16 protein-coding genes are annotated in these 13194 nt (G+C 38.1%); 3 read left to right on the top strand and 13 right to left on the bottom strand.

All coding sequences use genetic code 11. The features are described 5' to 3' along the window. The 6 genes from paaC to ACFOSX_RS11640 all read right to left on the bottom strand — a co-directional run bounded on the left by paaC (position 1) and on the right by ACFOSX_RS11640 (position 4436). A complete protein-coding gene (gene paaC / locus ACFOSX_RS11665; protein WP_386101313.1) occupies positions 1-765 on the bottom strand; it encodes a 1,2-phenylacetyl-CoA epoxidase subunit PaaC in 765 nt (254 codons plus the stop codon). 123 nt (positions 766-888) lie between these two features. Then, positions 889-1173: a 1,2-phenylacetyl-CoA epoxidase subunit PaaB gene (gene paaB, locus ACFOSX_RS11660; protein ID WP_386101164.1), complete on the bottom strand. Its 285-nt coding sequence runs from the start codon at positions 1171-1173 to the stop codon at positions 889-891. A 48-nt stretch (positions 1174-1221) separates the two neighbouring features. Beyond that, a complete protein-coding gene (locus tag ACFOSX_RS11655; RefSeq protein ID WP_386101161.1) occupies positions 1222-1566 on the bottom strand; it encodes a four helix bundle protein in 345 nt (114 codons plus the stop codon). Between the two features lie 34 nt (positions 1567-1600). Beyond that, a complete protein-coding gene (paaA, locus tag ACFOSX_RS11650) occupies positions 1601-2551 on the bottom strand; it encodes a 1,2-phenylacetyl-CoA epoxidase subunit PaaA (RefSeq protein ID WP_386101158.1) in 951 nt (316 codons plus the stop codon). 70 nt (positions 2552-2621) lie between these two features. Then, entirely contained in the window at positions 2622-3695 is a 1074-nt protein-coding gene (locus ACFOSX_RS11645; RefSeq protein ID WP_386101155.1) for a 2Fe-2S iron-sulfur cluster-binding protein, read from the bottom strand. 171 nt (positions 3696-3866) lie between these two features. Further along, positions 3867-4436 (bottom strand): TetR/AcrR family transcriptional regulator, encoded by a 570-nt coding sequence (locus tag ACFOSX_RS11640; protein ID WP_386101152.1) that lies wholly within the window; start codon positions 4434-4436, stop codon positions 3867-3869. Positions 4437-4583: 147 nt separating this feature from the next. Here ACFOSX_RS11640 and ACFOSX_RS11635 point away from each other — a divergent pair, with 147 nt between their 5' ends. Then, positions 4584-4895 (top strand): rhodanese-like domain-containing protein, encoded by a 312-nt coding sequence (locus tag ACFOSX_RS11635; protein ID WP_386101149.1) that lies wholly within the window; start codon positions 4584-4586, stop codon positions 4893-4895. On the opposite strand, the gene ACFOSX_RS11630 is transcribed toward ACFOSX_RS11635, so the two are convergent. The 3 genes from ACFOSX_RS11630 to gldB all read right to left on the bottom strand — a co-directional run bounded on the left by ACFOSX_RS11630 (position 4884) and on the right by gldB (position 6875). Continuing rightward, positions 4884-5495 carry a DUF4230 domain-containing protein gene (locus ACFOSX_RS11630; protein ID WP_386101146.1) on the bottom strand — a complete coding sequence of 204 codons (612 nt, stop codon included), beginning with the start codon at positions 5493-5495 and terminating at the stop codon, positions 4884-4886. The genes ACFOSX_RS11635 and ACFOSX_RS11630 overlap by 12 nt on opposite strands. Before the next feature lie 70 nt (positions 5496-5565). Further along, positions 5566-5901 (bottom strand): gliding motility protein GldC, encoded by a 336-nt coding sequence (gene gldC, locus ACFOSX_RS11625; protein ID WP_386101143.1) that lies wholly within the window; start codon positions 5899-5901, stop codon positions 5566-5568. Further along, on the bottom strand, positions 5901-6875 hold the full coding sequence (gene gldB / locus ACFOSX_RS11620) for a gliding motility lipoprotein GldB (RefSeq protein WP_386101140.1): 975 nt from the start codon (positions 6873-6875) through the stop codon (positions 5901-5903). Before gldB ends, gldC begins: the two co-directional genes overlap by 1 nt. 72 nt (positions 6876-6947) lie before the next feature. On the opposite strand from gldB, the gene nadE reads away from it, so the two are divergent. Beyond that, positions 6948-7736 (top strand): NAD(+) synthase, encoded by a 789-nt coding sequence (gene nadE, locus ACFOSX_RS11615; RefSeq protein WP_386101137.1) that lies wholly within the window; start codon positions 6948-6950, stop codon positions 7734-7736. A 133-nt stretch (positions 7737-7869) separates the two neighbouring features. Beyond that, positions 7870-8499, top strand: coding sequence for a response regulator (locus ACFOSX_RS11610; protein ID WP_386101134.1), 630 nt, complete (start codon positions 7870-7872; stop codon positions 8497-8499). A 19-nt stretch (positions 8500-8518) separates the two neighbouring features. On the opposite strand, the gene dnaG is transcribed toward ACFOSX_RS11610, so the two are convergent. The 4 genes from dnaG to ACFOSX_RS11590 all read right to left on the bottom strand — a co-directional run bounded on the left by dnaG (position 8519) and on the right by ACFOSX_RS11590 (position 13065). Then, positions 8519-10483 carry a DNA primase gene (gene dnaG, locus ACFOSX_RS11605; RefSeq protein WP_386101131.1) on the bottom strand — a complete coding sequence of 655 codons (1965 nt, stop codon included), beginning with the start codon at positions 10481-10483 and terminating at the stop codon, positions 8519-8521. Between the two features lie 113 nt (positions 10484-10596). Beyond that, entirely contained in the window at positions 10597-11679 is a 1083-nt protein-coding gene (locus tag ACFOSX_RS11600) for a hypothetical protein (protein WP_386101128.1), read from the bottom strand. 62 nt (positions 11680-11741) lie between these two features. Further along, positions 11742-12515, bottom strand: a complete 774-nt coding sequence (locus ACFOSX_RS11595) for a hypothetical protein (protein WP_386101125.1) — start codon at positions 12513-12515, stop codon at positions 11742-11744. Next, positions 12502-13065, bottom strand: a complete 564-nt coding sequence (locus ACFOSX_RS11590; RefSeq protein WP_386101122.1) for an RNA polymerase sigma factor — start codon at positions 13063-13065, stop codon at positions 12502-12504. Before ACFOSX_RS11590 ends, ACFOSX_RS11595 begins: the two co-directional genes overlap by 14 nt. Between the last annotated feature and the right edge of the window lie 129 nt (positions 13066-13194).

Raw genomic sequence — 13194 nt, 5'->3', positions numbered from 1 at the left:
TCACCATTCCATATTGGGATAAGCGCGTTGCATGTATTGCAAGTCACTAAGCAAATAACCTAAATGCTCAGTATGAATGCCTTCTTTACCTCCTTTTTGAAAGTATTTTGATTCTGGAATTTTAAGCGTTGCCTCCTCTAAAAGCTCATTGACATTTTTATAGTAATTCTCTTTTAGCTTTGTGACATCTACGCCAATACCTGCTTCAACCATAGCTTTGTCGGCTTCGGTTTGGTGAAATAATTCATCTGTGTATGTCCATAAATCGTCAATCGCTTCTTGCATTTTTTCATGACTTTCTTCCGTACCGTCACCCAATCGCTTAACCCAATCTGAAGAGAACCGTTCATGATAACTGACTTCCTTAATACATTTATTCGCAATAGCAGAAAGCGTTAGATCTGTACTTTTTTGCAATTCTGAAAGAAAAGCTAAATGATAAACATCAAACAAAAATTGACGCCCTAAGGTGTACGCAAAATTGGCGTTTGGCTGCTCCATCAATAATACATTTTTATAGTCACGCTCTTTTCGGAGCATGGCAATATCGTCTTCTGTACGCCCGTCACCAGCAATTTTTGCTGCGTATTGAAAATAGCTTCGAACTTGCCCGAATAAATCCAGTGAAATATTAGTACAAGCAATGTCAGTTTCCAAACTTGGGCCATGACCGCAAAGTTCGCCCATGCGTTGACCTAGAATTAGACTATTATCTGCAATACCGAGTATGTAATTATATAAAAGCCCCTTCTGCCCTTTGGGCATCTTCCCCGAAGGGGAAGAAATTGCTGCGTCTTTAGTTTGTTCTTTCATGATTCCTTTTTTAAGTCTCTCCTCAAAATAAAATATTTTGGTTCGAATAATGGGATTCCTGCCTAAGCAGGAATTCTACATATGTTTTACGTCATCTGGTAAATCGTAAAATGTGGGATGGCGGTAGACCTTGTCTTGTGCAGGTTCAAACAATTCGCCATTGTTTTCAGGATTAGATGCTGTGATGTGTTTGGATTCTACAACCCAAATGCTTACACCTTCATTTCGTCTGGTGTACACATCTCTTGCATTTTCTAGGGCCATATCCGAATCGGCGGCATGTAAACTACCACAATGCCTATGTTCTAGTCCGTTTTTACTTCTAACGAAGATTTCCCAAAGGGGCCAGTTCTTACTCATTTTAATAAATTTTGAAGACGAAGCAGAAGAAGAAACCGAAGACGAAACTTAATAGCGTTTCAAAATGGTTACAATAATTCTTATTAATTCGTCATTTTCCTTTTTTAATGATTGTAAATCTGATTTACTGAATATTTCAGCTTTTATTTGAATATTAATATTTCTTAATGACTCACGTAATTCTTTTAGAGTAATTCTCAGTTTATTTGCTTTATCCTTATCGGAAGCAGCTCCTAAATATTCACCAAAGTTCAACGCTGATGAACAAGATGATCTAATGAGTTGTTTTACCAAATAATCTCCGGCATAGCTCGATAGTTTCTTATCATAAAAAACAATTATCGAAGCAGCAAAATCTTCTAATCGACCATCCAAATCATACTTTTTATCCATTATTTCGTCTTCATCTTCGATTTCAACTTCATCTTCAACTTACAGCTTTCCTTGCTTGTTTCTTCTCCGCATGTGCCATGGCGGCATCACGCACCCATTCGCCGCGCTCCCATGCGCCCACACGTGCTTTCATACGTTGTTTGTTCATTGGACCGTGACCCTTTACTACTTGCCAAAACTCGTCCCAGTTAATTTCGCCAAAGTCATAGCTACCGCGTTCCTCATTCCATTTTAAATCTGGATCTGGAATCGTCAATCCTAGAATATCAGCTTGTGGCACCGTTTGGTCAATAAATTGTTGCCGCAGGTCATCATTAGATTTACGCTTTAATTTCCATTTCATGGATTGTTCTGTATGAACTGACACGTCATCCGTTGGTCCCAACATCATTAAGCTTGGCCACCACCAACGGTTTAAGGCGTCCTGTGCCATTTCTTTTTGCTCTGGAGTTCCGTTTGCCAGTTTCAACATGATTTCAAATCCTTGTCTTTGGTGGAAACTCTCTTCCTTGCACACGCGAATCATCGCTCTTGCATAAGGCCCGTAAGAGGTATTACACAATGGTACCTGATTAATTATTGCGGCACCATCAACCAACCAGCCGATAGCACCCATATCTGCCCAAGTCAAGGTTGGATAATTGAAAATACTTGAATACTTCGCTTTTCCTGTATGGAGTTGCTCGTACATTTCTTCTCGCGAAATTCCGAGTGTTTCCGTTGCGGAATAAAGGTACAATCCGTGCCCCGCTTCATCTTGAACTTTAGCCAATAATGCTACTTTTCGTCGTAGCGACGGTGCTCTGGTTATCCAATTGCCTTCGGGCAACATCCCAACAATTTCAGAATGTGCATGTTGAGACATCTGTCTGATATGCGTTTGGCGATACTTCTCGGGCATCCAATCTTTGGGCTCAATCTTTTCATCTCGCGCAATGCGCTCTTCAAACTGTCTTTCTAAACTTCTAATCTGTTCTTCACTCATCATTTTAGCTTTTAGCTATTGGCTTAGAGCCTTTAGCGTGTTGAACTTTATTTTTCTTTTTCAATATATTTTAAACGTCAAAATCCACAACAACCTTGTTGGACGTTGGGACGGCTTGGCAACTCAATACCAAATTTTGACTCATTTCTTTCTCGTCTAGGGCGTAATTAATTTTCATCTCTACAGACCCTTCTTTTACTTCGCATTTACAAGTGCTACAGACACCTCCTTTACAAGCAAATGGTAAATCCGCACCAGCTCCGAGTGCGGCATCTAGGATATTATCATACTCTTTGGTCATAGTAAACAAAAATTCTTTACCACCATCGACAATAACCACTTCCGTTCCTTCAACATTTTGCTTGGCCAGACGCTCCGCACGCTTAATATCCTCTTCTGAAAGGCCAGTAACAAACAATTCAAAGTGGATATAGTCTTTCGGCAAACCTGCATCGATAAGATACTGACTCACGTACTTCACCATTTGTTCTGGACCACATAAAAACACGTCGTTAGTATCTGGAATATCTATAAACGTCTTGGTTAGCACTTCCATTTTTTCATCATCAAAACGACCATTAAACAATTCTATATCTCGACGTTCCTTGGTGAGGAAATAGTAAATTTCTAATCGCCCGAAATAGGTGTTTCGCAATTGCTCTAGCTCTTCCTTAAAGATAATGGATTTAGCCGTCTTATTGACATAAAATAACTTACACGTTGCGTTTGGCTCCTTGGCTAAATGTGTCTTTATCATAGACAATACCGGCGTAATACCGCTCCCAGCCGCAAAAAAGAGATAGTTTTTAGCCTCAGAAGGACTGCATTCCACTCCAAAAGCACCATTTGGCGCCATAACTTCTAAAGTTTGCCCTTTAACAACCTCGTTATTGATGTAGGTTGAAAATTTACCACCAGGAATTTGTTTTACCGCAACTTGCCATTTACTATCAATTGGACTTGAACATAAAGAATATGAACGCCTCACGTCTTCTCCGTCAATCTCAGTTTTGAGTGTTAGATGCTGCCCTTGTCGAAACGAAAAATCATTTTGAAGTTCGTCTGGAACACTAAAGGTAACAACCGATGTATCTTCTGTTTCCTTGTAAATATCTTCAACTATGAGCTTATGAAAGTCTGTCATTCCTATCTCTAACCCTTTCCTCAGGAAAAGGAATTATTGTGTTATCAAGTAAACTAACACTTGTTAGTTTGTTTTACAAAGATAATAAATAGTTTCTAAAGGTTGTGTTAATATCCGACGTTCAAATTACGAGGAAGGTTTGGTTATTAACCGAATCATAATATTGAAAACTCAACTCGCGAGCCCTTTAAGTAAAAGTGTTTGTAATTCTTCAGAAAATGTATCGAGCTTGAGATCTGATTTTTTAGGAATCCATAAGTATAATGAGCGAAGCGTAGACAGCATAGAAAAAACCACCGTATCAGGGTTTATATGTTTTAACTCCCCATTTTCCATTCCTTTTTCCAGAATAGATTTAAAATTAGCTTCATATTCCTGGCGAAGCTTAAGGTAATAATCCAATCGATTTTCAAGATGCATCCAATCGGTATTTAAGGCAGCCAGCCCGTTCGCATTCTCGGTTGCAATTTTAATATGAAGCTGTATAACACGTTTTAAACGTTCAATAGTAGATCCTTCAGAAGTCATAATAGCTTTCATCCCAGAGGTGAAATCTTCCGCAATTTCTATAATTATGGCTTCGAGAATGTCTTGCTTTGAGGAAATATGATTGTATAGACTGGCAGCTTTTATACCAAGTTCCGATGCTAAATCACGCATAGTCACAGCACTATACCCCTTTTGCTTAAAAAGGATAGCGGCAACACTTAAAATCTCTTTTTTCCGAGCCTTTGTTTTCATCGTGGTTGAAGATAAACAATGTTTTGCTTTGTTAGGTTCAAATTAAATACCCGACCATTTAATTGTAAATTTACGTAGCTAACTTAATTTATTGATAAAGGGTCTTTAATGAAGTTTGCTCAACAAAATGAAATAATACTTTAAGATATGGGATTGCTTGACTTTTTATTTGGAAATAAATCCAACGCCATTCAAACCTACCTTGAAAAGGACGCAGAAATCATTGATGTACGAACAGCGCAGGAATGGAATGCAGGTCATCTTTCAAAAGCTAAACATATTCCCCTATCGGAATTGTCTTCGAACATTGAAAACCTAAAAGCATTAAACAAACCAATCATAGTGCATTGCCAAAGCGGTATTCGCTCAGAAAAGGGTGCTCGCTTATTAAAATCTCATGGTATTGACGCGATTAACGGTGGTAGTATCGCAAAGATGAACGCTCTCTTAAAGGAGTAGCCGTTCCAAATCTTGGGACGTACTAATAGTTTCCTTTTTATAGGTCAAAGTCCAGCCCAAACTGCGCGTCACAATCAAAAATTTTCCCAACTCACTAATCAGTCGGTTTTCGGCATTGCTGACCAATGAGGAATTTTCAACTTTTTTGAGCAAAGAAGCTTTGACCGTATTTTTAATGGCATTGTAGTCTTCAGCTTCAAACGGATTTAGAAAATCAGCCTGAATATCGTAATATTCAAAATCTGGTGCTACATTGATTTCTGGCTTTGGAAGTTTTGTCAATCGAACGGTTTTTGTGGCTTCATCAACTTCGTACTCTACCTGATTTAAATCGTAAGAAATGGTTGCTTTCGAATTAACGATAACCAGTGCTTTTTTATCGGCTCGGAGAAAATCGCCAAAGATTTCCTTGGAGTTTTTGTAGTTAAAGACTTCGGAATACTGGCCTTCCGTAACTACCAGCTTACTTATGTTTTTCAATTGTTCTTGTATCAGCCCGGAGCTATTTAAAACAATAGCATCATCATCGTTGCCCCCACAATATTTAAAGGTGAGCATAATGAGTACACCAACTACAAATCCGAGAATCGTTCTTTTCATTCTATAAAACTACAAAAACGTTAGCCATTCCGTTGACCGAAACCCACTAACGCTTTCAATATTGATTTAGTTACTTTTTAAGTTCCAGCTTTTCCGCAAAATAGTCACAGAAATCCTTCATGGTTGCTGTCATTTTTTCGTCTTGCGTAGCGCGATGAAATGTATCGCTCATAGTGACCAATGTTTGATGAAAAAAGAGTTTCATCTCATCTACTGGCATATCTTTTGTCCACAAATCTATCTTTAGCGTTTCTTGGGCTTTGCTATCCCAGACAGACAACATTATAGCCTTGGCCTCTTCGTTATTTACGCCTCCATCTTCTGCCGACCAGTGTAATTTCTCCGGCACGCGGTTGGCATCTAACTCTACATTCAACTCTATCTTAGAGGTAATTTTATCTGACATTATTTCTTCGGTTTATATTTTGATTTATTGAAAATTTCTTCGGCATCCGTCTGCATCAGCGTCTGCAAATCAGCATCGGTTTTATCGGCGTAAGCACGTACAATTTGCCAGCCAATATATTGTCCCAAGCGCGGTGGCGATTCATTATCTAATTGTAAATTGAATTTTGAATACGGCGCATCGGCCAAGAATCTTGAGACCAATTTATTGTCGTTTTTATAGAAGACCTCATTTTCGACGAAGTAGGTCCAAATCATGGATTCGTTGACTTTTGCCCATTCCATATTGTTTTCAGAATAGTTGATTTTTTCAGCATCGGTCTTAAACGGAATCATCACATCCTTATAATAGAGTTGCTTTCCGAAGTAAATCATTTCGTCTAAAAAGGTCTTTCGGTTTGGTTGGTAAATTGCTTTTTCCGCGTAATCGGTGGCGAGGTCGACCGTGATTTGTTCGGGCGTCATGCCTTTGGTGATGTAACGCTGAAAATTAACGTAAAATGGATGCTGACTTCCGAGGTAATTATCCAAAGCTATCAAGGCTATTGAATCCGCCAAGTAGGTTTTGTTTCGGTAATCTACATCGTTAGTCAAGGTAATTATTCTTGGTATTTCAGTATCTGGATTGTAAAATTTTAAATGCTGAAAGAACTTTTTCAATTCCGCCTTTTGTTTTTCAAAATTCCCAAACGTTTTGTCTACTTCATTCAATAATTCAATTTGAAGGGAATCTTGAATCTTGGCCGTCCATATAGAATCTGGAATTCGTTTTGAAAACAAAAACGGATAATCAGCTTTAAGTTTCGGGAGGTCGTCGAAATTAGAGTTTGCAAAAATTCTATCGAAGCGTTCAATATTTATATCGATTTCAATTTTTTCAATTTCCTTTTCGAGCGCGGATTCGTCATCACAGGCGACTAAAATGAGCGCCAAAGCCACAAAAAGGTGCTTTATATATTTGATTTTGCTAAACATTTTTATATCGGATGGCTTTGAATTATTTTTGCAGAACAAAGGTACATTTCTTTGGTAAAAATCTATGGAGTTATGCAAACAGAAAAAGTTACGGAATATATTGTAAACTGGTTGAAAGACTATGCTACTAACGCAAGAGTCAACGGATTTGTTGTTGGGATTTCGGGCGGGATAGACTCAGCCGTTACCTCAACCTTATGTGCCGAAACGGGTTTAAAGGTCTTGTGTATTGAGATGCCCATTCACCAACCAGCAAGCCACGTGTCTCGCGGACAAGAACACATAAAACAACTCAAGGAACGCTATCCAAATGTGGATGACGAACTGGTAGATTTAACGCCTGTTTTTGAAGAATTTAAAACCGAAGTTAGCTTAGACGGTAAACAAGCCACTGTTGATATGGCCTTGGCCAATACTAGAGCACGACTGAGAATGACGACCTTATACTATCACGCAGGGCTTTTAGGGCTTCTCGTTGCAGGTACCGGAAACAAGGTAGAAGACTTTGGTGTAGGATTTTACACCAAATACGGTGATGGTGGTGTGGACCTCAGCCCAATCGCCGATTTAATGAAGTCTGAAGTCTATGCGATTGGGGAATATCTAAAAGTACCAAAAAGTATTATGAAAGCGGCCCCAAGCGATGGCCTTTTTGGAGATGCTAGAAGCGATGAAGACCAGATTGGGGCGAGTTACGACGAATTGGAATGGGCCATGAATATGCAAGATGAAGGCAAAAAATCAGACGATTTTACAGGGCGACAGAAAGAAGCTTTCGACATTTACTTAAGCTTCAACAGAAGGAACCAACATAAGATGATTCCGATACCAATTTGCGAAATTCCTAAAAATTTAAAATAATTATTGTTATTTACGCAACTTTTGACCCGATAGTACTAAATTTTCATTATTTTTGTTTAACTAAATCTATTGTTTCGCTAATCAATTAGTTATGGTGTTTTAACTAAACAAAACTCAATTAATTCCCTTTGTAATGGTACAAGTTCTTGTTGTTGACAGCCACCCTATTGTACGAAAAGGCTTAGAATTATACCTCAACAGTCATCCCAATTTAAAGGTTGTTGGATGCTTAAATAGCGGTATTGAAATTTTTGAATTCGTAAGACGGAATAATGTCGATATGATTGTTTCAGAAATTGACCTTCCCGAGCTTAACGGTATTACTGCTCTTAGAGCCATAAAAAAAGAAAACAAGGATATTAAAATATTGATGTTCAGTCATCAACCCGAAGAAATCTATGCGATTTCCACTCTAAAAGCTGGTGCTTCTGGCTACTTGAATAAATCTGCAGGTCTCGATAAAATTTCTGATGCTATAGAAGCTATTACCAACGGCAAAGTCTATCTTAGTGAAAAAATGGATAAGCACTATAAGTTTGAAGATGCCAAACGAAGCCGAACACGCCTCTTTAAACGCTTGTCTACACGCGAAGTTGAAGTTTTAAAACTTTTATCTATCGGCAAAAAGAATAAAGAAATTGCCCAGGAATTAGACATTAATGAAAAAACGGTAAGTACCTATAAAGCCAGGTTATTTAAAAAACTAAATGTCAACAACGTTGTGGATTTGATACACCAGGCGCGTCATCACGATTTAACGTAATTTCCCCTTTTCGCTTATTTTACCCTATTACTTTCCCAAGCTTTCTAGATAAGAGCATTTTTAACCCCACATAGTCTTTTACGTCTTCCATAATACTTTTTGAATATGAATTCTCATTCAATGTTTCTTGTTGAAAAGACAATACTTTTTGGTCAATTAAATAACAACGTAAACTAAGTATCGTCTGATTAACAAGTTGTGCAATACTGTGGTTTTTCTCTTTTGGGGTAATTTGATTACGCTCCCAGTCATGAAGATTGTATTTTTCATCCTCCATTAAAATATTGGTTACCACAGTTGCCATATCTTGGTCGAGTTGATTGATAAAATGACGTGTTGAAAAATCGTCGTCTTGATTCAATTTGTCAATTATACTGTAGTAAAGCGTTTTAAATTGCTCATCCGAAAACTGCATTTCGTCTTCTTGTAGGTCGAGGTAGATTTTTTCGAATACACGTGCCTCCTGTATTACCGGCTCTAAAACCAATTCGCCCGAGTTTTCATCTTCTTTTAATACCAAGTCTTCAAATTGCTCGGTGGTGGCACCATAAAGTAGTAGTATTTCGATGATTTTACGTTCCAATTCATACTGCACGTTAATCTTTGCGGTAGGTTTTGGCTCCGATTTCACGACCTGAAATGCCTTTTGCTCCTGTTTATAGGATTTGTTGGCATCGGCCATTTCCTTTTTACTGATTTGCGCCAAGGTGCTGAACAATACCTCTTCGCTAATATCCATAATGCGAGCACACTCTTGGATGTAGACTTCTCGCTTAATCTGGTCTGGAATTTTGGCGATGCTATTAACGATATCCCGAATGGTTTCTGCCTTTTTTATCGGGTCGTTTTTGGCTTCATCCACTAAAACCGAAGCTTTAAACTGTATGAAGTCTTTAGCATTTTCGGTAAGATATTCTCTTAACTCTGCCTCTGTATTGGACTTTGCAAAACTGTCTGGGTCTTCTCCGTCTGGAAAGGTACAGACGCGCACATTCATGCCCTGCTCCAAAATTAAATCTATACCTCGGAGCGAGGCTCGCATCCCGGCCGCATCACCATCAAACAATACCGTAATGTTGTTGGTTAATCGGTTGATGAGTCTTATTTGTTCGGAAGTCAGGGCCGTACCAGATGAAGAAACCACATTCTGAATACCCGTTTGGTAAAACTGAATAACATCCGTATATCCTTCAACTAGATAACAATTATCTTCTTTGGCAATACTTTGCTTTGCAAAATAAAGACCATAAAGCACCTTGCTTTTATGGTAGATTTCGCTTTCGGGGGAATTGAGATATTTGGCCGCTTTCTTTTCGTTACCCAAAATGCGACCGCCAAAACCTAGCACACGACCAGACATACTATGTATGGGAAACATGACTCGACCTTTAAACCGGTCGAAATGCTTATCGGGTTTTACAATGGTTAATCCTGTGCTTTCTAAAAACTCGATATTATAACCGTTTTTTAGAGCCTCGTCCGAAAAAGCTTGCCACTCATCCAAAGCATATCCCAACTGAAACTTTTTAATGGTTTCTTCCGTAAAACCTCGTTCTTTAAAATAACTGAGACCAATTGCTTTTCCTTTATCAGTTTTATGGAGGACATTCTGAAAGTACGTATTGGCATATTCAGAGACCAAATACATACTTTCTCGTGTGTTGGCCGCTTCCTTTTGCTCATCGGTACGCTCGGTTTCCTCTATTTCAATATTGTACTTTTTGGCGAGGTATTTTATGGCTTCTGGATAGGTAAAATGTTCGTGTTCCATAAGAAATGTCACGGCATTTCCCCCTTTTCCTGTTGAGAAATCTTTCCAAATCTGCTTAACAGGCGACACCATAAAACTTGGCGTACGCTCGTCACTAAATGGACTGAGCCCTTTAAAGTTGCTCCCTGCTTTTTTCAATTGCACAAAATCGCCAATGACCTCCTCTACTCGGGCGGTTTCAAATACTTGCGCTATGGAATTTTGTGAAATCAAATTAGAACAACTTGCAAAGCGTAAATTTAAGAAACAATATGAATCCCTTGTTTTTAAAATCAAAAAACCTCAATCCGAAAAGATTGAGGTTTTTAATTAATTGGGACGGTTGATTAGTCCAAGTCCCATCGCAATCCCAAAGAAATATTGTTCTGGTCAAAAGCCTGGTCTTTAAATAGGCTATTTAAGTCATACTTAGCATATAGACTAAAATCACCAACACCGACGTAACCGCTTAATCCATAAACAAAATTTGAGGCATTATAATTACGCTTTATTTTTTGTTTAACTCGGTCATTATTCTCATCAAAACGTAATTTTTGTTGTGTTCCTAACCTAACACCTCCGTATCCTCCAAGTCCTACCTTAAACTGTCCGTCAGTGGTATAACGAATGCGGTTTGTGTAGTCTCTCTTTTTGGACGGTCCAAATTCAAAATGAATTGGAACAACCAAATTTGTGATTCTAAATTCAGCCTCTTTAAGATTGGTCGGGAATTCCTCTAAAGTGGTGGTATTTCCATCTTGAACAAAATACTGATTGTTTTTAATGCTCAACTTATTCCACTGAAATGAAAACCCGTACTTGAAGCGCAGAAAGTTTGAATTTTTAAACACTCTTGTCTTCCAGTTCCAACCGAGTTCTACAAATCCCGAACCTGCTAATTCGTAAGGCGAGTCATCAATACTCCAGTCATCTGAAATAGTATTATTGAATCCTATTGCAAATAGTAAATCATTGGTGGTACGAATGTCATATTTTGGTGGCTTTTTATTTGGTCTTAGGTCAAAAACAACGCCTCCCGTACCTAATCCTATCTCCAAACGACCATTGTCATAATCTTCGAGAATCTCTTTATAAGGGTTTCTTTTTATAAGTTCAATTTTAGTATCAATTATAGCAAGACGGTCTTCTATATTTTTTGCTCGCTTAATAGCAACTTCTTTTTTGAGTTTTTCTGCCTCTTCGGCAGAAATTTCACCTAAATCTAAGCGCTTATTAATTGACTCTACTTCGACTTTTAAAAAATCTCTTTCTTGACCTTTTATTCGGTCTTTAGCTTCTATGAGCTTGCTAATTTGTTCTTGTTTAAAAACATTAACATTTATTGTATCTGTCTTTTTTTCCTGCGCAATCAACCCGTTTACACAAAAGCATAAGAGGATTGCTACGATGTATTTACTTATCGTTGTCATTGTTCGTTTTGTTTGATGTTTGTTTTAAGTATTTTTAGAATTCTGCTTTCGCAGGAACTTGCTTAGTTGTTCCGATTGGCCACTGCAGTTTTGGCTTTTTCGTAACCGTCTTTTAAGGCTTCATAAACCTTGGTTCTAAATGACAGCCCCAAGTCATCTTCAACGTCTTGAAGGAGCGCGTCCGCATCCACAACATTGTTGCTGTTTTTAAAAATTCGGTCTTTGAATAATTCGCGCTGTGCGCTTTTTAATAACGAATCTATTTGTTGGTCCGTTACTGTATTTTTGTCTTCTTTAAATTTTAGGACTTCAGCAACTGCCTTATCCACTTCGGACTTGTCGAAATTCAGCTTTTCTTTGTTTAAGATTGGTGCTTGTTGCGACTTATCAACTTGTGCCACAGCGTCTTTTGACTTTATTGGTGTCGTCGTAATTTCCTTTTGTAATTGGTTTTGTCTTTCGGACTTGTCCTTTTTTGATGAAACAACAACCTCTTTTTCAATCTTTGGGCTTTCAAGGTTTTCTCCGGCCAAGGCTTTGTCTTCAATCAGTTCTACTGGATTCAAAGTTTCCTTAATACGTTCTTGTTTTGGCACTTCTTCCTCAACCAAGACATCAATTATTTCTTCAGTATTTGAATTGAAAAACCCTATGGATAGCATTATCAGTACAGCAACACTCGCGGCAATACCCAACCACCAATACACTGGTTTTCTGTTCTTTTTTTCGTCTTCGTCTAAACGGTCTGCTAGTTTAGACCAAAGCTCTGGAGAAGGTGACATTGTTCGCTTCTCGAGCGTCTCTTTCATATTTTCTTCAAACTTAATTGGTGCCATAACCTTCTTTGTTAAAGTTTTTAATTTGTTCTTGTAAAAGCTGTCTTGCTTTAAATAACTGGGATTTTGAAGTCCCTTCAGAAATCTTAAGCATCTCAGCAATTTCTGCGTGTTTGTAGCCTTCTATCGCATACATGACAAAGACCATTCTGTAGCCTTCCGGAAGTCTATCAATCAACTGTTGAATTTCATTGACTTCCATTTTACTATTGACTGGGTCCGTATAATTATCGGAAACCTCAATATCGTCCGAGGCAAACTCTATATTCTTCTTAACCCTTAGGTATGAAATTGCTTCTCGTACCATAATGCGTCGTATCCAACCTTCAAAACTTCCTTCACTTTTAAAGGTTGTGATGTATTTGAAAACCTTAAAAAAACCATTCAACAATACCTCCTCAGCCTGATGCACATCCTTTATATAGTATCTACAGACACTTAGCATTTTTGGGGCATGCAACTCATAAAGCACATGTTGCGCTTCCCTGTTTTGCTTCGCCGCCCTCTCTATGAGTTTAGCTTCGTTTTTATGAAGTTGAATGACTTTCATTCTGATTTGATGAGTGATGGTTTGCTCTTCTATTTATAAAGACGCTAAGGTATTGGAAATGGTTGCTTGGGTTTTGATTTATTTTGAATAAAATTTTTAATATTTTGATTTTCAGGTATTTAAATCTAA

Origin of the sequence: Winogradskyella maritima, from assembly GCF_042650215.1 — a bacterium.
Classification (GTDB): domain Bacteria; phylum Bacteroidota; class Bacteroidia; order Flavobacteriales; family Flavobacteriaceae; genus Winogradskyella; species Winogradskyella maritima.
The sequence above is the reverse complement of the archived record's forward strand: the minus strand, read 5'-3'. Positions and strand labels throughout refer to the sequence as shown.